11 protein-coding genes and 2 tRNA genes are annotated in these 17,987 nt (G+C 66.3%); 9 read left to right on the top strand and 4 right to left on the bottom strand.

What is annotated here, in order from left to right:
• Nucleotides 1–113 precede the first annotated feature (113 nt).
• Both orn and ACFY1H_RS18295 read left to right on the top strand, forming a co-directional pair.
• The gene (gene orn / locus ACFY1H_RS18300) at nt 114–722 is read left to right on the top strand and encodes an oligoribonuclease (RefSeq protein WP_285973492.1); all 609 of its coding nucleotides are present in this window, start codon (nt 114–116) and stop codon (nt 720–722) included.
• A 74-nt stretch (nt 723–796) separates the two neighbouring features.
• Nucleotides 797–872, top strand: a tRNA-His gene (locus tag ACFY1H_RS18295).
• Nucleotides 873–1,037: 165 nt separating this feature from the next.
• Here ACFY1H_RS18295 and ACFY1H_RS18290 read toward each other — a convergent pair.
• Nucleotides 1,038–2,279, bottom strand: a complete 1,242-nt coding sequence (locus tag ACFY1H_RS18290) for an NADH:flavin oxidoreductase/NADH oxidase family protein (protein ID WP_386947673.1) — start codon at nt 2,277–2,279, stop codon at nt 1,038–1,040.
• Nucleotides 2,280–2,513: 234 nt separating this feature from the next.
• Here ACFY1H_RS18290 and ACFY1H_RS18285 point away from each other — a divergent pair.
• Nucleotides 2,514–2,586 (top strand) — tRNA-Lys (locus ACFY1H_RS18285).
• A gap of 33 nt (nt 2,587–2,619) precedes the next feature.
• On the opposite strand, the gene ACFY1H_RS18280 is transcribed toward ACFY1H_RS18285, so the two are convergent.
• Entirely contained in the window at nt 2,620–4,008 is a 1,389-nt protein-coding gene (locus tag ACFY1H_RS18280; RefSeq protein ID WP_386947933.1) for a tyrosine-type recombinase/integrase, read from the bottom strand.
• Nucleotides 4,009–4,932: 924 nt separating this feature from the next.
• Nucleotides 4,933–5,214: a hypothetical protein gene (locus ACFY1H_RS18275; protein WP_386947671.1), complete on the bottom strand. Its 282-nt coding sequence runs from the start codon at nt 5,212–5,214 to the stop codon at nt 4,933–4,935.
• 830 nt (nt 5,215–6,044) lie between these two features.
• On the opposite strand from ACFY1H_RS18275, the gene ACFY1H_RS18270 reads away from it, so the two are divergent.
• Genes ACFY1H_RS18270 through ACFY1H_RS18260 form a run of 3 tightly spaced genes read left to right on the top strand, consistent with a single transcriptional unit; the run spans nt 6,045 to nt 11,780 of the window.
• Nucleotides 6,045–8,279, top strand: coding sequence for a TerB N-terminal domain-containing protein (locus ACFY1H_RS18270; protein WP_386947669.1), 2,235 nt, complete (start codon nt 6,045–6,047; stop codon nt 8,277–8,279).
• Nucleotides 8,276–9,616, top strand: a complete 1,341-nt coding sequence (locus tag ACFY1H_RS18265; RefSeq protein WP_386947667.1) for an ATP-binding protein — start codon at nt 8,276–8,278, stop codon at nt 9,614–9,616. The genes ACFY1H_RS18270 and ACFY1H_RS18265 overlap by 4 nt, the downstream gene beginning before the upstream one ends.
• Nucleotides 9,591–11,780, top strand: a complete 2,190-nt coding sequence (locus ACFY1H_RS18260) for a DEAD/DEAH box helicase (RefSeq protein ID WP_386947665.1) — start codon at nt 9,591–9,593, stop codon at nt 11,778–11,780. Before ACFY1H_RS18265 ends, ACFY1H_RS18260 begins: the two co-directional genes overlap by 26 nt.
• On the opposite strand, the gene ACFY1H_RS18255 is transcribed toward ACFY1H_RS18260, so the two are convergent.
• Complete coding sequence (locus tag ACFY1H_RS18255) at nt 11,777–13,645, bottom strand: hypothetical protein (protein WP_386947663.1); 1,869 nt, start codon at nt 13,643–13,645, stop codon at nt 11,777–11,779. The genes ACFY1H_RS18260 and ACFY1H_RS18255 overlap by 4 nt on opposite strands.
• A gap of 368 nt (nt 13,646–14,013) precedes the next feature.
• Here ACFY1H_RS18255 and ACFY1H_RS18250 point away from each other — a divergent pair, with 368 nt between their 5' ends.
• From ACFY1H_RS18250 to ACFY1H_RS18240, 3 genes are read left to right on the top strand one after another with little or no spacing between them, the layout of a single operon-like run.
• Complete coding sequence (locus tag ACFY1H_RS18250) at nt 14,014–14,745, top strand: NUDIX domain-containing protein (protein ID WP_386947661.1); 732 nt, start codon at nt 14,014–14,016, stop codon at nt 14,743–14,745.
• Nucleotides 14,742–15,869 carry a purine phosphorylase gene (locus ACFY1H_RS18245; RefSeq protein ID WP_386947659.1) on the top strand — a complete coding sequence of 376 codons (1,128 nt, stop codon included), beginning with the start codon at nt 14,742–14,744 and terminating at the stop codon, nt 15,867–15,869. The genes ACFY1H_RS18250 and ACFY1H_RS18245 overlap by 4 nt, the downstream gene beginning before the upstream one ends.
• Complete coding sequence (locus ACFY1H_RS18240) at nt 15,866–17,887, top strand: hypothetical protein (protein WP_386947657.1); 2,022 nt, start codon at nt 15,866–15,868, stop codon at nt 17,885–17,887. The genes ACFY1H_RS18245 and ACFY1H_RS18240 overlap by 4 nt, the downstream gene beginning before the upstream one ends.
• The last annotated feature ends 100 nt before the right edge of the window (nt 17,888–17,987 follow it).

Raw genomic sequence — 17,987 nt, 5'->3', positions numbered from 1 at the left:
CGCACCCCGTTCCGAGTCCGAAATCACACTCTTTCACCTGGCTGCCCGAGCGTAACGCGCCGAATGCGCAGGTAACCCGGCTGACATCCCCGTGTCGGGTTAGGGTTGTCCGGGTGACCGACCACCTAGTCTGGATCGACTGCGAGATGACGGGGCTCGACCTCGGCAAAGACGCGTTGATCGAAATAGCCGCCCTCGTGACCGACGCCGACCTCAACGTCCTCGGCGAGGGAGTCGACATCGTCATCCACACCGACGACACCACGCTCGACGGCATGCCGCAGGTGGTCCACGACATGCACGCCAAGTCCGGGCTCACCGAAGAGGTCCGCGCCTCCGCGGTGACGCTCGCCGAAGCCGAGCAGCGCGTGCTCGACTACATCCGCGAGCACGTCCCCGACCCCGGCACGGCCCCCCTGGCGGGCAACTCCATCGCCACCGACCGCGGCTTCATCTCCCGCGACATGCCGGCCCTCGACAGCCACCTGCACTACCGCATGGTCGACGTGTCGTCGGTCAAGGAACTCGTCCGGCGCTGGTACCCGCGGATCTACTACGCGAAGCCGGAGAAGGGCCTCGCCCACCGCGCGCTCGCCGACATCAAGGAATCCATCGGCGAACTCGACTACTACCGCAACGTCGCCTTCGTCCCCCAACCCGGGCCGACCAGCGAACAAGCCAAAGCCGCGGCCGCCGAAGTGCAGGAACGCCACCGAAGCTGACCCGGTGAAAACCCCTCGCGAGGGCACGCTACGATATTCCGCAGCAAGGTGATCGCAACGATCCCTCGCAGATGGTGGGCGTAGCTCAGCTGGTAGAGCACCTGGTTGTGGTCCAGGAGGTCGCGGGTTCGAAACCCGTCGCTCACCCCATCACCCCAGTCTGGTCGGTGACCTTCGGGCACCTTTCCCCGGGCTGGGGTTTCGCCTTTTTCTGGGGGTCGGACCCCCAGACCCCCGCCAGGGGGCGAGCCCCCTGGACCCCCATCCCGTGTCGTCACCCTAGGTCGTGGGGTATTCGTCGTCCTTTGTGGAGGGTTAGGAGAAGAAGAGGGCGTCGTGGAGGGTGGTGAGGGCGGCGATGACGAGGGCGGTGGTGGGGCGGCGGGAGGGGCGCGGGCGGGCGCCGCGGCCCAGGCGGGAGAGCTGTTGTTGGTGCCAGGAAGAGTTGAGGAGGTCGTCCAGGAGCTTCTGGCCGATCTTGGGGGTGGGGGCGGTGCTGTGGGCGGCGGGGGTCGTGAGAAGTCGGTGGGGGAAGGTCGGGTCGTGGGTGATGGGGCGGGCCAGGCCGACGAGGTCGACGGAGCCGGAGGAGACGGCGTCGACCATGGCGGCGTGGGAGCGGAAGCCGCCGGTGAGCATGAGGGGAATCGTGAGCTCGCGGGCGAAGTCTTCGGCGAAGTCGTGGAAGTAGGCCTCGCGGGCGAGGGTTGAGGCGCGTTGAGGGGTGCCGTCGACGACGGCGATGCTTTCGTAGGTGCCGCCGGATACTTCCAGGAAGTCGACCTCTTCCTGTTCGAGGGCCTTGGTGACCGCGAGGGCGTCTTCGGGGGCGAAGCCGCCGCGCTGGAAGTCGGCGGAGTTGAGCTTGACCGAGAGGATGAAGTCCGGAGGCGTGCCGGCGCGGATCGCGCGGACGACCTCCAGCAGGAAGCGCATCCGGTTCTCCGGTGAGCCGCCCCAGCGGTCGTCACGGCGGTTGACGAGCGGAGACAGGAACTGGTTGAGCAGGTAGCCGTGGGCCGCGTGGAGCTGGACGCCGGCGAAGCCCGCTTCGGCGGCGACGTACGCGGCCGTGGCGAAGCGCGCGACCAGTGTGCTGACTTCCACGTCCGACAGCGCCCGCGGCCGACGGAAGAGCCACTTCCCCAGGTCCAGGGGCACCGCCGACGGCGCGACGACATCCTGCTGCCGCCCGGCGAGCTTCAGGCCACGCATCGACTGGCGGCCGGGGTGCGAGAGCTGCAGGAGCAGTTTGGTGTCGGTGCCCACGGTCGCGGCCGCCCAGCGCCGCAGCTCGGGCAGGTGCCGGAAGTCTTCGATCACGACGTTGCGCTGAGCCTCCAGCGCCGAGCCGTCGACCATGACGTTTCCGCTGATCAGCAGCCCGGCACCCGAGTGCGCGAGCCGTCGGTAGGCCTCCGCGAGTTGCCGCGTCGGCGCGCCCCGCCGGTCGGCCAGGTGCTCACTCGTGGCGGCCTTCGCCAGCCGATTGGCGAGGACGGTGCCATTGGGCAGCGTGAGTGGGGTGGCGAGGATGTTCTCCTGTACGTCGTACATGAGACCAGAGTTACCTGTACGACGTACAGTTGTCAACGGCCGCTTCATGACCTCGACAACCCCCACAACGGCCCCCGATCTGCCAGACTGAACGGGAACGCGCAGCTAGGAGCCCTCCCGCCGCCGCGGCGACCCCCCGCGCGCGCTTAAGGGGACCCCCCTGAAACGCGGCTTGAACAGCCTGCTAATCTTTTCCACGTCGCCGAGGGAAACCAAAGCGGCGAGCACCACCAAGCGCCATTAGCTCAATTGGCAGAGCAGCTGGCTCTTAACCAGCGGGTTCGGGGTTCGAGTCCCTGATGGCGCACATCTCGTAACGAAGCCCACCTGCAGATTCTCCTCACACGAGGATCTTGCCGGTGGGCTTTGATCGTGTGATGGGACCGGCGTGAGACCGAATGCGGCCGCCGTTCAACGCACGATCTTTCCTGGACCTGCGCTTCCCTCGATGACGACGCTGCTTGCGGTTGTGCCGAAGCGCTTCGGCATCATGGCGGGCTGCGGCCAGCACGAGGGCGGCGGTCGCCTCGGCGGCCCGATGCGCCAGACACGGGAGAACGCTGGTGTAGGTGTCGGCGGTGAGCACGATGCTCGAGTGCCCGAGCAGCGCCTGCACCACCTTGAGATCGTTCCCCGCAGCCAACGACAGGCTGGCGGCACCGTGCCGGAGATCGTGCAACCGGATCGGCGGCAGCCCGGCGTCCACGACAAGCCGATTGAACGTGTGTGTCAGGTAGCCAGGGCTGAACGGACTTCCGTCGGGGCGAGAGAAGACGAACCCTGTCGGCTGACCGCTGCCGGTGCGACCGCGAAGTCTCCGCAGCGCACTCGCGAGGACATGGTCCAAAGCCAAGGTGCGCACGCTCGCCTCGGTCTTCGGCGGGCATACAACCGTCCGGCCACCACGGTCCTGCACCTGATGCGACACCTGCACCGTCCCGATGTCCAAATCAAGATCACACCACCGCAACCCCGCCGCCTCACCCCGACGCAGTCCTAGCAACGCGACCGCGAGGTACATCTCGTACAACGGATGCGACCGCGCATAGCTCAGGAACATGGCCGTCTGGTGCGCCGTCCACACCGCCACCGGCGGACGTTCGCCGGTGGCCTGCCAATGCGCCACCCGGGCGTCGGTCCACACCACCGCCCGCGGCCGCCGCCCAGGCGGCAACTCCACCAGGTGCGCCGGGTTCCGCTCGATCAACCCCATCCGAATGGCACCGTTCAACGCCGCATGCAATGCGCCCCGGATCCGCACAAACGTCGCCGGCGCCAACGGCCGCGCCCGCATCGAGTTGGCCCGCGCGAGGGCCACGAACATCGCTTGTACCCGCGCCACCGTCAACGACCGCAACGGCACATTACCCAAGTACGGCTTCAAATAGGAGCTCACATGCTGGGCGTAGAGACGGCGCGTGTTGAAACTCAACGACTGCCGCATCTCCAACCAAATGTCCAACCACTGCCCCACCGTCACCGCGCTACACCCGGGAATCACATCAGCGCCCAGGAGATACGCCCGCGCCTGCTCCGCGGCCGCCCGGGTACGAAACCCGCCACGCCGCACCCGATGCCGCCGCCCATCCGGCCCACACGGCAACTCCAACGAGAAATACCAACTCCCGTGCCCACGCTCCACCAGCCGAGGACAACGACCGCCACTAACACCATCAGGCTCTCGAACCCTGCAACCACAACGCTTGTACACCGCCGCTCGACACGCCATCACAACCTCCATCACCAAGGACTACAGCGTGCGCGACTTGCCACACGAACTCCACAACTCATCCATCGGTAGCACAACGAGCGGCCGTGACGACGTGGCCCACCGCACGTTGATCCGAACGATCAAAGCGATCGTCCAGACCATGGAACTCTCGGCTATCAGGTCCGCACGAGTCCTCCACGTGCCGGGTTGACTGAGCCCCCTCGGCTGGTTGACACACCTGATCAACGCCGCGGGCGTCCGGCAAAGCCTTAGCCTTTCACTGAGATGAGCGGCTTCTAAACAGCAAAGAACAGCGAAACCGCCACAGCGAGTGCTAGACACCGCCGACCTTCCGAGATGCAGGATTCCCTGGAAGACAGCATGTCGCCCCAAACACACCAGTCACGGAACAGCGAAGAATCCCGCGCCTACTGGCACCCCATCGTCGCGGCAATGGCACCAATGACCGAAGAAGACATCGCCGACGTCGCAGCCATACTCCGAAGACTCCACGAGCGTCGGGACCACACGCCCTGACCCGTGAGCGACCCACGGACGATCCCGGACCCCTCGTGACGAGCGATCGGAATGCGTTCCAGCAACAGGGGAACGTCGTCGCGATGCCGATCGTCTACGCGGCCGCGGCCGTGAAAGTAAGCCCTGCCAACTGGTCGAGCCAATCTGCCTCCGCCCGACCGGCAATTCACACCGACCCGAGCACAACGAAGCCCCACCACACCGCCGCAGCAGCCATCAAATCGACAACGCCAGCGCACACCCGCGGTCCCGCGTGATACCTACCTGCATCAAGCAGGCATCACACCAGACCGGAAGCCCGCGGTGACGACACGGTGCGGGCGGCCACCGCGGCGAGCCGATGTCATGAAGCCAGCGGACAAGAGTGCCGCTTGTCACCGCAGCGATCTTGTCGATACTCACTCGTCACTCGCGGGACGACGGCAGCCGCGTCAGCACATCACACACTGCGCTGATGCTGGCGGCCAACTGCTCGACATCAACGCCATCAACGGTGACCCACAGCGCGCCATCCGGCCCCGCAACGAGTGTCGCCTGAACCTGGTTGGCAACCGGCGCAGTCTGCCCGTTGCCCCATCCGGATGGCGTGTCGATCGAACAGTCGAGCGTCGACGACGCGGAACCGTCCAAAAGCCCCGTCAGAGCGCCATAACGCGGAACTCTGCCGGGTGCACGGGCGCCGGTCACTCTCCAGCCGGTTCCCCTCACAACGGTGCCGTCGGCACGATCACCGCCTGATGGGCACACGTCGCCGGTACGGACGTCGTCTTGGGGTCGTGGTGTGGGTGTGGTCATCGTGACTGCCCTTCCGATGGTCGTGCGCGGTACTCCGCTGTGAGTTGGTCGCGTGATCGGTCGAAAGGCTGTCACCTCCCCTCCTCCGGCTCGAGCGGAGCCGGAGAATGGACCTCAACGCGCGCCAGAACGCCGGAGTAGTGGGGTGTCTCCAGCGCGAACAGGTCCCAAGCGAAGCCAGACGAGCCGCGGCGGCTCGTCCCAACGCGACGAGCCTCGCGTGCCAACCAGATGACCCTGATCCGCTGCGTCGGTTCAACCCCGGCGAGTAGGAGGGGTCGGCCTTCAGGGACCTCACGGCCGCGCTCGCCGCGTGCGGGACGCGGTGCGGTAGGTCTCCCCGATCAGTCCAGCCGGACCCTGAAAAGGGGATTCGTTTTCAACGTAGGTACTGCTCATGTGTGCGCATTGCTTCCGCGCCAGAAGCCGACTGCCCGGTCCTGCGGCCGAACGAACAGTGACGATTCGATCAAGTTGGTAACTCTCGTTCGGCTTGGACCGATCCTCAGGCGGAACAAGCCGATATTTCGCCTCGATGGCGCGCGAAAAGGGGACTCTTGGCAGCGCTGGTCGTACTCCTCATCATCCTGGCGATCGTGATCCTTGTGGCCCGGAAGGCCTGGCGAGCGTCCGCTCGCAAGCCGAAGCAGGCTCCAACACCGCGACCACGGCCGTGGCCGGCGCCCCCTCCGGCGGTGCTTCCGCCCACGCAACCGCCGGTCATGGCGCCCTACCAGCAACCTCAGCGCCCGAGTACGCCGCAAATCGTTCGGCCCCCGGCACCTAATCGTCCTCAGCTTGCTCCACCTCGCCCCCAAGCAGACCGGCGTCCGGCACAACCCGCCAGACAAGACGTCACGCCTTCGAGCCGCCCGGCTCGCGTCCGATCCGGACACCGGTGGGTTCCCCACGGCCAGGACGTTGCCGTAGCGGGTGTGACACTGCCGGGCGGGCTGCTCTACGTGGGAACCGGCATGCCCGATGCCGCCGGCATCGGTGTCGAACCTGCCTTGATCGACCCCAGCCTCCCAGTGGACCTTCGCGACCCTGACTGGCCGGGCGAATCGATGGACTACTGGCCCAGTTACACCGACATTTCGCCGCGCGCCCGCGGTGCCTATCTCGCCTGGCTGACCGGTGGACGCGCGAACCCGAACGCCTACATCGGCTACGTGTTCCTGTACTTCTACGGTCTCGAGCGCCGCCTGCTTACCGAGATGCCGAACCTTGACGACGCAGACGCCGAGGTGGCGACCCTGGTGAGCGAAGTCCGCCGGCTGCTGCACATCTACCGCGCCAACCGATCCTTCCGCGGCTACGCCGAAAGCCTGCTCGACGCGTTCGAGCTCCTCGACCCCACGGTGCGGTACGACCGAGCAGCTCCACCGGTCACCGAGTGGAGTCACGAGCTCCCCATGGGCCTCAAGATGGGATTGGCACAATTGGCGGTCGACGGACGTCCTATCCCTGCGGACTGGGCGCTGTCCTGGTACGGGCACCACCCCGACACCTACCTGCGCACGCCGGCGACGCGCTGCCCGAACGAATTCCTGGAGCTGTTCACGAAGCGGTACCGCGCCAAGTGCGGCGACGGCATGGTCGTGAAGCCGAACAAGCCACGGCTCTCCGTCGGCTACTACGCGGCCAGTAAGGGCTTCTACGGACACGTCACACTCGAGAACACGAAGCTGCCCGATGTCGGAAAGCTGAGCGGCCCGATCACCAAGCTGCGGGGCATCGTCGAGGACGTGACCAGCGATCTCGAGGCCTACAGCCGCTACCTCGGCCGCAACCCGGACGGCACCGGCTCTCCGGCGGCCATCGCATTGCTACCGGAGGGCGTCACTCACAAGCCCAGCCCAGAGACGGAGGCGCTCTGGTCCTGGGCCGCGCAAAACATCGACGACGACGGACGCGGAGTCACCTCGGCTCAGGAGCTGATCTCGCGGTGGCCGACGAAGACCGGCAAACTGGCCAAGACCGACGCGGTCGCCGTCGCTCAACTGCTCGAACACCGCGGCATCGGCATCGAACCCGATGTGCGCTTCGGTGGGAGCACCCCGACACCGACATCATCGGTCGTTCTGTTCCGGCGAGCGGACCGCCTGGTCAGCGCCCCCGGCGCCGACTACGCGGCCGCACTCGCGATCATCAACCTCGGCATGCTCGTCGCCGCGGCGGACGGCACGGTCAGCGAGCCGGAGCGGCGCGCGCTGCGCGAACTGGCAATCGACGACCTCGATATCAGCGACGACGAGCGGCTCCGACTCGACGCCCACGCCGCCCTCGTCTTGACCAAGCCACCCACCCCCGCCGTCCTCCGCCGGCGACTGGAGTCCCTCCCGACCTCGCGCAAAGCCACCGTGGGACGGTTGCTCACCACGATCGCCGCGGCCGACGGCCAGGTCACCCCGGACGAGGTCCGCACCCTCGAGCGGCTGTTCACCACCCTCGGCCTCGATCCGGCCGAGGTGTACGGAACACTTCACGCCGCCGCGACGTCGACGGACGGGCTGACCAGCGCCCGGATACCCGGTGCACACCAATCCGGCCGCGCTATCCCGGCGCAATACGCGAGCCCGGCGGCAGCTACGACGCTCACCCTCGATCCGGAACGGCTAGCGCGAACGAGAGCCGAGTCCGTACTGGTCGCCGCAGAACTCGCCGAAATCTTCGCCGAGGACCAAAACCCGGTTCCACCGCCATCTCCGCCGACCGAAGCGAGAGCGGTCGGTGGGCTGGATCCCGCGCATGCCCAGCTGTTCCACCGGCTCATCGAGCAGGACACGTGGAGCCGCGCCGAATTCGACGCGCTGGCCGCCGATATCGGTCTGATGCCCGACGGCGCGCTCGAAGTCCTCAATGACGCAGCCTACGACCGCGCCGACGAGCCGCTGTGCGAAGGCGCCGACCCCATCGAGATCAACCAGGACATCGTGAAGGACATGATCGGATGACCACACCCGCCCCGAAGCCCGTTCGCCTACGCCCCCGTGATCGAGACGCGATCATCTCTTCCCTACGGTCCGGGGTGGTGCCCCGCAGCGGATTCCAGCACATCCAGGTGGGGCGCGCCGCCGAGGTCTCGGCGATGAGCCAGGAGATCACCCGGATCGCCGACGGTGGCTCCGCAGTCCGCTTCGTGATCGGCGAGTACGGCGCCGGCAAGACGTTCTTCCTCAACCTGGTCCGCTCCATCGCCGCCGAGCGCAAGCTCGTCACGACGTCCGCCGACCTCAGCCCCGACCGCCGACTGCACGCCAGCGGTGGTCAGGCGCGCTCGCTCTACGCCGAGTTGATGCGCAACATCGCCACCCGCTCCACCCCGGACGGCAACGCCCTGCCCAGCATCGTCGAGCGGTTCGTGACCTCGGCGATCCAGGAAGCCACCAGCACCGGGACGTCGCCAGCCACGGTGATCGCCGGCCGGCTCGAACAGCTGTCGGAAAGTGTCGGCGGTTACGACTTCGCGCAGGTCATTGCCGCCTACTGGAAAGGACACGACACCGGAAACGAGCAGCTGAAATCCGATGCGATCCGTTGGCTTCGCGGCGAATTTGCCACCCGCACCGACGCCCGTGCGGCGCTGGGCGTGCGCACCATCGTCGACGACACCAGCTTCTACGACCACCTCAAACTCATCGCCCGGTTCGTCCGGCTCGCCGGGTTCTCCGGACTGCTCGTCTGCCTCGACGAGATGGTCAACCTCTACAAACTCGCCCACACCGGCGCCCGCAAGTCCAACTACGAGCAGGTGCTCCGCATCGTCAACGACTGCCTCCAAGGCAACGTCGAAGGCCTGGGCTTCTGCTTCGGCGGCACGCCGGAGATGCTGATGGACACCCGCCGCGGGCTCTACAGCTACGAAGCGCTCCGCAGCCGTCTGGCCGAGAACAACTTCGCAGTCGGCGGCCTGGTCGACTACTCCGGTCCGGTCCTGCGGCTGGCGAACCTGACCCCGGAGGACATGCACGTGCTGCTCGAGCGCCTGCGCCACGTCTACGCCGGCGGCGAACCCGCTGCCTACCTCGTCCCGGACGAGGCGCTGGCCGCGTTCATGCAGCACTGCGCCGGTCGGATCGGTGACGCGTACTTCCGCACCCCGCGCAACACCATCAAGGAATTCGTCAACCTCCTGGCCGTGCTCGACCAGAACCCCGGCGCCGACTGGCGGCAGCTGCTCGGGAACGTCTCGATCGACACCGAAACCAACCCCGACCTCGAGCCGCTACCCGACGAGCTCGACGTCTCGGACCCGAACGGCACCGATGAGCTCACCAGCCTCCGCATCTGAGGCCGTCAACTTCGGCCTGCTGCACCCGAAAGTGCAGCGGTGGGTGTGGCAGCAAGGGTGGAGTGAGCTGCGCGACGTCCAGGACGCAGCCATCCCCGCCATCCTGGGCGGCGACACCGACCTCTTGATCGGCGCCGCCACAGCCGCGGGCAAGACCGAAGCCGCGTTCCTGCCGATCTGCTCGAAGCTCGCCGAACACAGTGGCCCAGGAATCCAGGCGTTGTACATCGGGCCGCTCAAAGCGTTGATCAACGACCAGTTCCGGAGAACCGAAGAGCTGTGCGAAGCCCTCGAAATCCAGACCCACCGCTGGCACGGTGACGTCGCCGGCACCCGCAAGCAGGCCTTGCTGCGCGACCCTTCCGGCATCCTTCTGATCACCCCAGAGTCGCTGGAAGCGATGTTCGTACTCCGAGGGACGCAGATCACGAGGCTGTTCGCGGCACTGCAGTACGTGGTCGTCGACGAGCTGCACTCGTTCCTGGGCACCGAGCGCGGCGCTCAACTGCTATCGCAACTGCACCGCCTCGAAATCGCCATCAAGCGACGAGTGCCAAGGATCGGTCTGTCCGCGACATTGGGCGACATGTCCCTCGCCGCCAATCAGCTCCGCCCCGACCACGGTGACCGCGTCACGATCCTCGAATCCGCAGCGACCGCTCAAGAGCTACGGCTCCAACTGCGCAGCTACGTCGACGAACGACCGGACACCGACGAGGACGCAGGCATGGCCATTCGCAGCATCGCCGACCACCTGTTCGCGAACCTACGCGGCGGGACCAACCTGGTGTTCGCCAACGCGCGTTCTCGCGTCGAGCTGTACGCGGCCGAACTCGCCGACCGCAGTTCGGCCGCAGGGGTCCCCAACGAGTTCCACGCCCACCACGGCAACCTCGCCAAAGAACTACGCGAAGACGTCGAAGCGTTACTCAGGGACCCAACCAGGCCGACCACCGCCGTCTGCACGACAACCCTGGAGATGGGCATCGACATCGGCGCCATCGCCCAGGTCGCGCAGATCGGCCCACCGCCGTCGGTCGCCTCGCTGCGGCAACGGCTCGGCCGATCCGGCCGTCGCGACGCGCCGGCGATCCTCCGTGCCTACTGCGCGGCACTGGCGATCGACGCCGAAACGTCTCTCCTCGACCGCCTCCAGCTTCCGCTGGTGCAGACGATTGCGTCCATCGACCTGCTGCTCGAACGCTGGTGCGAACCACCGGAGCCGTCCCGGCTGCACCTGTCCACGCTGATCCAGCAACTCCTGTCCTTGATCGCCCAACACGGCGGAGCAAAGCCAGCAGAGGCGTACCGGGTGCTGTGCGGCCACGGAAGCCCGTTCTCGACCGTCACCACAGCGCAGTTCGCGGACCTGCTCCGCACCCTCGGCGCCAAAGACGTGCTCAGCCAAGCCGGCGACGGCACCCTGCTCCTCGGTGGACGCGGAGAGCCGACCGTCAACCACTACACGTTCTACGCCGCCTTCCAGACGCCCGAGGAGTACCGCCTCGTCCACAGTGGACGGCAGCTCGGCACCATGCCGATCGACTTCCCCCTATACGAAGGCCTGCTGCTGGTCTTCGCCGGTCAACGATGGCGCGTCGCCGCCGTTCACGAAGAAGACAGAATCGTCCAGCTCACCCCGGCGCTCAGCGGCAAGCCCCCGCACCTCGGCGACTCCAGCGGTCTGGTGCACAGCGAAGTCCGAGCGAAGATGCGGACGCTCCTCGAAGGCGATCACGCCCCCGCCTACCTCGACCAGGCGTCGCGAACGCTGCTCGAGCAAGTCCGGCGGGTGTACGCGACCCTCGAACTCGACAGCCGCCCGGTCATCACCGACGGCTCCGACACGCTGCTGTTCCCGTGGACCGGTGACCAGCCGCTGCACACCCTCGCCGCGATCCTCAACGCCTCCAGGATGGAAGCCGCAGTCGACGGAGCCGCCCTTCGGCTGGTCGGCACACCCCGCGAAGCGGCTCTGACCGCGCTGACGAAGGTAGCCGAGGGGCCTGCGCCAGACCCGCACGAACTCGCCCGCAAGGTCGAGAACAAAGCTGTCGAGAAGTTCGACAGCTGGCTGAGCGACGACCTGCTCTGCGATCAGTTCGAGTCAGCCGTCCTCGATTGTCCGGGAGCCGTCCAAGCGGCCCGGCTTCTCACGACTTAACCGCTGCCGATCACCGTCAGGTCGGTCACGTACTTCACCGCTGCGATACGCGCCATCTTCAATTGCATCTCCAGCAGCTGAAGGCGAAGCGTGTTCTGGTTGACGACACCGTTTGCAATGTCCTCCGTCACCTTTTCATAGAGCTTCCGGCTGAGATTTGGCTGTACAACCACCACCTCGGTCGTCCCCCTGGAGCGACTCGCCTTCAGCTTCGCGAGGAAGCCTTGCCGACTGTCCTTGACGCGCTCGCCGTCGACCCAGCAGGCCGGCTCCTTGAGGGAAGTGCTCGCCAGTCGGTCAGCGAGCAAGTCCTTGTCCAGGTACAGCATGTTCTTCTGCGCCTGGGCGAGCACGACGTCGTAGTCGCCGACCTTCACGCCGCGGTTGTCCGACTTGTTGCTCGACGCCTTCACGTGGAACACGCGCAACAGGTTCTCGTCGTCGATGTGGAAGAAGTCGGCCGCCTCGCCGGAACTGTCGTCGCAGATGAGCCAGCCTACGCTGCAGTAGTCGACCATCCATGCGAACAGCGAGTCGTCACCGGCTTTGGCGATCGCCTCGTGGATCAGCGACGTCGACTGCAGCTTTCCCGGCTTCTCCTTCGTGATGTCGAAATCGGTGAAGTCCTCCCAGGCCCAGCCGGTGAACGGCGTCGGCGTGAAGTCCTGCTTCCAGAGCCGGCCCGCCGAGTACTTGTGCCCGGATGCGAAGTAAACCTCGAGAAGCTGCCCGGCGTTCACAGCCTGGAAGACTTCGCGGGCCGGCGGCAGCGGCTCGCGAGCGCTTCGGTCAAACCCGACATCAAGTTCGAACCGATCGCCGAGGTTCTTGAGGTTCGCTGCCAGCTGGCCGCTGATCACGCCGCCGGTTCCGACATCGAGCTTGAACTTGGTCCCTTTCGCACCCTCTTGGACGTTGAGGACCGCGTCTTGGAGCACCAGCGCGGCCTCTTCGACCTCGTCGCCGCCGCGTGACGACGCCGGCAAGGAATCCACGTCGATCGGGAGCACCTCGTAGGCCTCCGATACCTCGGCCAGGTCGAACACCTCCCGAGCGGTGACCGGAAAGGCCGAGAAGCCCGTCGGTGCCTCGATCACTTCGGCGGTGATGCCGAGGATCTCGCCCATCGTGAGCACGTAGGTGCGGAAATCGGGTGAATCCTTGAACCAGATCTGCGAGTTGCCAACCGTGACACCGACTTTGCCCTTGAGGTACACGACGTCATCGGCGTCCGGCATCTCACACCGCGCCGCGTCCCAGGCGAAGAAGCCGTCCTCCACCGGATCGAGCGCGACGCCCAGGTCGTCGCCACCGATAGCTTTGCTGGTCGGCCGGAGGGTGCTTCGACGCTGGACCGACCTCATCCAGATGTTTTTCGCCGCGCCCTGCATGAAGGCTTCCTCGAGGACACCTGCGCCGAGCCGCCGGAGCGGGGGAAGCGGCGCGGCGTTCAGTTGCTTCTGCAGCCGGTCGAGCACATTGCGCTCGGCGCGTACCGCGATCAGCTCTTCCCGGCGCAGCACAATGATCAGCTCGTGGGACACATTCACGTAGTCGGAGGACGCCAGCACCCACCCCGGGCGGCTCTGCTGCCGCCGGACACAGCCGAACAGCTGATCGACCTGTAGCGATTCCAACGAACCCACGCCGGGGACGACCGCCCCCGCCGCGACGCTCAGTTCGGTTTCGGCGATGGTCCGCACACTCGCCCCCTGGCGGGCCGGTCCCGGTCTCTTGAGGAGCCGAACCAGGGCACCGAAAGCGAGCGCCGGGTCGCCGACGCACCGCAGCACGATGACCGACATGAACGGCTTGAGGTCTCCCCACGGCACTTCCTCGAGCGTGACGTCGGGTTGGCTCGTCATGTTCCGTCACCACCACAGCAGTAGTCCTTGTGACTCACTGAACAAGCGCGACGCGACGGGTAGATCAACTTGATCCTGTCGCGCCGATAGGTCGAAATCGAGCTCCTAGCCTATTCCAGACATGGAGGTCGCGGAAAATGCGTCAGGAAATTGACTCAATCTTGTCACATACCCGTTTACCCGTCACATCACCCGGAGACAGAACCCGCCAACAAATATTACTTTTCGTATTCAATGGGCCACCCAGTTGCCCGATCGACATGCGGCCTCACGGCCACCCAGATGCCGCAATCCCGCACACCCACCGTGACAGCCGAAGGCGGAAACTTCATCTTTACTGTCTATCTGACATTAATTAGCCTGGGTCCATGCCTACCGACCGCTGGACACCCCCGCCCGTGCTGCTCGCCGTCGACCTGGTGATCTTCACCCTGCGTGAGTCGGTCTTGCAGGTTCTCCTCGTCGAACGCGGCGTCGCCCCTTTCGAGGGTGCGTCGGCGCTACCGGGCGGGTTCCTTGCCACCAGCTCCGAGGACATCGTCGCGGCCGCTCACCGGGAGCTGCTCGAGGAAGCCGGCCTCGGCGCCGACCGGCTGCACCTGGAGCAGATCGGCGCTTACGGCGCTCCCGATCGTGACCCGAGGGGCCGAGTCGTTTCCGTGGCTTATCTCGCCATCGCGCCAGAGCTTCCCCAGCCCCGCGCCGGCACCGACGCGGCCGATGCCACGTGGACCCCGGTTTCCGATGTTCTCAGCCACCGTGTGCGCCTGGCTTTCGACCACGAACGGATCCTCCAGGACGGCCTGGAGAGAGCTCGGGCAAAGCTCGAACACACCGCGCTCGCTACCGCCTTCTGCACCCCATCCTTCACGATCAACGAGCTGCAGCAGGTCTACGAGGCGGTCTGGGGCGTCGAGCTCGACCCGCGGAACTTCTACCGCAAAGTCCAAGCAGTCGACGATTTCATCGTTCCCCTCGGCGTCGAACGTCGCGTCGGCCGCGGCCGCCCTGCCCGCCTGTTCGCTCCCGGCAACCGATCCACACTCTTCCCACCCCTGGTACGTCCCACTCCGACCACGACCACCGAGGCGAAACGATGACCGACGACCTGGTAGTAATGCTCACGGCGTTCAACACCGAGTACAAAGCCGTGCACAAGTGGCTGACCGACGTCACGCTGCACCGGCACGATCGCGGCACCCGCTTCGAGATCGGTACCATCCGCGGCACCTCCTGCCGCGTCGCACTCGGCCTCACCGGTAAAGGCCCCCAATCAGCCGCGGTGCTCGCCGAACGCGCGATACAGGAGTTTTCCCCAGCCGCACTCATGTTCGTCGGCGTTGCCGGTGCCCTTTGGGACACCCCGCCCGGCGACGTCGTGGTGGCAACCCACGTTTACGCCTACCACGGCGGCACCAGCGAGGACGACGGTCTCAAAGCCCGCCCGCGAGTGTGGGAAACCGACCACGGCGTCAGCCAGATCGCCCAACACATCGCCCGCGCCGGCACGTGGGAGCCAGACGTCCCGCCGGGGACCGCGGTGCACTTCGGCGCCATCGCGGCCGGCGAAGTCGTCCACAACTCCCGCTTGTCAGCAGAAGCACACTGGATCCGCCAGCACTACAACGACGCCATGGCGATCGAGATGGAAGCCGCCGGCGTCGCCCAGGCCGGACACCTCAACAGTTCTCCCGTCGCCGTCGTCCGCGGCATCAGCGACAAGGCAGACGGCACCAAAACCACCGCAGCGGACCGCAACTGGCAACCACAAGCCGCCGCCAACGCAGCAGCTTTCGCGATCCGCCTCGCCACCGAACTCGTCCGAGAAGGAAAGCAGGCCACCATGAAGGACCACACGACCCCCGGCACGGTCTACTCCACCTCCCACGGGCAGGTCGGCATCCAGGCCGTCAACGTCACCGGCAGCACGGTCTACCAGAACACCACGCCTCCCTCGCCGACCACGGCCGACCTCGCCGCCGCGCTCACCTCGATCCGGGAACAGCTCTCGCGCGAACACGCTCGAGGCCGGCTCGACGGCGAGACCTACGACGCCGCCCGGGCCGAGCTCGATATCGCGGGCGGCGCGCTCGAGTCGCCGACCCCGGAAGGCCGAAAAACCTTCGTGCTCGCGCTCAAACGGCTCGGCGGCCTCATCGCCGACCTCGCCGGACTGGCCGCCAAGATCACCGCCCTGGTCAGCGTGGCCAAGGGCGTCGCATGAGCAGCCCGCATTCGACGACCCACGCCACCGTCGGTGCGGGTTCCCATGTCGGCATCGTGGCCACGGAGGTCCACAACTCGTCCGTCTACCAGCTACTCCCCGGAGCCTCACCAGCCGAAAAATACGACGTCGGCCTGCGGTATCTGAACGACGGCATCCCGAACCGCGCCCGCGAACTGATCGAGGAAGCCCGCGGAGAGGGCTTCACCGGCGGCGAAGTCCACTTCCACTGGGCTCTCGCGATGCTCTCCAAGCGGTCCTACCGCGACCTCTCCACCGAGGAGCGCCACCAGCTGGCCGGGCTGCCCACGATCTGCGCGGCACTCCCGAACGACGCGTGGACCCGTGCGCTCCGCGCCCTGTGCACCCTGCTGGACTGCCTCGCAGCACACGACAGCGACCCGCAACCGGCGATGGACGCCCTCGCCCAGCTGGACCCACCGCAACGCGGGCAGATCCTGCGTCACCTCGATCTCGTCCTGATCGGCGGGCTCCGCGACAGCTACTGGGCCGACATCCGCGGCAACGCAGAGGCCACCCAGTTGAGCAAAGATCGCACAAAACGCGTCTGGGCCTACTTCCACCCGCGGCCGGCCCGGCCCCGTGCCCGGATGCCCGAGCCGTCCACCACGACTCCACGCGACCGCGCCAAAGCCACGCTCGGCACCCTGGCATTCTTCGCGGCACTCGTCTACTTGGGACGGACAGTCGTGCTGGACGCGCACGTTCTGCCGATACTTGCCTACCTCGCCGCCGCGGTCACGGCCGTGATCGCCGTCCGTGACGGACACGAATGGCGTTACCGCTCCGCTCGAGCCGCCGGCAAGGATCGCCTCTACCGCCCCCGGTCTGGTAGCGGAGGCGGCCTCGACGAGGGATTCGCCCGCAGCGTGGATCACGCGTTCACCCACTACGCCGCCCGGTACGCGCCACGAGATGGCACCCGCCATGAGTGCCTGAGTGCCACATCAGGCTTCCGGGCAGCCCTGCGCAACGAGATCGTCGACATCTACCGCGAAAGCCGCATCCCCATCGGCCGCATCAGGTGGCTGATCCGCTATGAAACCGGCAGGGTGTTACGTCAATGGAAGGCCGGCGAACTGTTCGAGTATCGGACGCGATACCGTGTCGCGCCCACGACCAAATTGCGCTGCATCATCGCAACCATCCTCTTCTTCACAGCCACCGGCTACGTCATCGCGGCCACGACCGCCGCCAGCCCCATTCTCAGCTCGGCGGCAACCGCGGTCGCAGCCGCAGGGTCTTTCGCTGCCGGTGCTGGGTGGTCGCGAATCCTCGCCGAACGCCGCCGGCTCGTCGAGGACCGCGAGGATTACGAAGACGCGCTGTCCGCACGGGAGGCGGCCTACACCCGTTGGAAGCACCGGCTCGATTCGACGCGGCCCGCCGAGAACGAAATGGAGCAATGGCTGAACGCCGACAAGATTAAGTTCCTCGACAAGGCCCTGAAGCACTACAGGGTCGCATGGCGGGACATCCTCACCCACGCATTCCTGCAGACACCCGCCACGTCCTGCAAGAGAGCTCGGGTCAACGGTGCGCCGTGGCGCTACTCCAAGTACGACATCCGACTCTTCCTCATCACCCGAGACGGCGTGCGCGAAATCAGCACCGAGCTCGACTTCGAAAACGCTAGCTTCCGCGGACAAAAACGCAACAACTTCCGCTTCGACGCCGTCTCATCAGTCCACGTCGCCACCACCTCGGAGCTCAGCTACAGCATGGAACTCGTGCTGATGAACGGCGAACCGCAGAACATCGACATCACCGACCACGAATCCAGCGAAGCCACCTCCAGCGAAAGCCCGCTCGCACTGGCGAAGATGTCGTTGGAAGCCGCCGGATTCACCAACACACTGCACATCCTCGAAGGCATCGCCGCCGAGGGTAAGAACTGGATCAGACGGGACCCCTTCATCAACGCCACCACTGCCAACGACATCACCGAAGAAATCTTCACCGGGCCACCGTCGCCCACACCGGGCGCTGCCCAGTGACGCATTAACATCGCGGCGACGGACCCGCGTAAGTGACTGTCCAAGCCCGGCGCACATCGGCGTGCCGCCGCAGGCGCGCGCCACCGTAGTACTTCCACCA

The organism is Amycolatopsis sp. NPDC001319 (assembly GCF_042896185.1).
In the GTDB taxonomy this organism is placed as follows: domain Bacteria; phylum Actinomycetota; class Actinomycetes; order Mycobacteriales; family Pseudonocardiaceae; genus Amycolatopsis.
This window is presented reverse-complemented; position numbering and strand designations above follow the sequence as displayed.

Bases quoted from the DNA above. Each gene is read 5' to 3' on its own strand.
- ACFY1H_RS18245 (WP_386947659.1), top strand. From the start codon at position 14,742: ATGACCGACGACCTGGTAGTAATGCTCACGGCGTTCAACACCGAGTAC.
- ACFY1H_RS18260 (WP_386947665.1), top strand. From the start codon at position 9,591: ATGAGCTCACCAGCCTCCGCATCTGAGGCCGTCAACTTCGGCCTGCTG.
- ACFY1H_RS18255 (WP_386947663.1), bottom strand. From the start codon at position 13,645: ATGACGAGCCAACCCGACGTCACGCTCGAGGAAGTGCCGTGGGGAGAC.
- ACFY1H_RS18280 (WP_386947933.1), bottom strand. From the start codon at position 4,008: ATGGCGTGTCGAGCGGCGGTGTACAAGCGTTGTGGTTGCAGGGTTCGA.
- ACFY1H_RS18265 (WP_386947667.1), top strand. From the start codon at position 8,276: ATGACCACACCCGCCCCGAAGCCCGTTCGCCTACGCCCCCGTGATCGA.
- ACFY1H_RS18240 (WP_386947657.1), top strand. From the start codon at position 15,866: ATGAGCAGCCCGCATTCGACGACCCACGCCACCGTCGGTGCGGGTTCC.
- ACFY1H_RS18250 (WP_386947661.1), top strand. From the start codon at position 14,014: ATGCCTACCGACCGCTGGACACCCCCGCCCGTGCTGCTCGCCGTCGAC.
- ACFY1H_RS18270 (WP_386947669.1), top strand. From the start codon at position 6,045: ATGGCGCCCTACCAGCAACCTCAGCGCCCGAGTACGCCGCAAATCGTT.
- ACFY1H_RS18290 (WP_386947673.1), bottom strand. From the start codon at position 2,279: ATGTACGACGTACAGGAGAACATCCTCGCCACCCCACTCACGCTGCCC.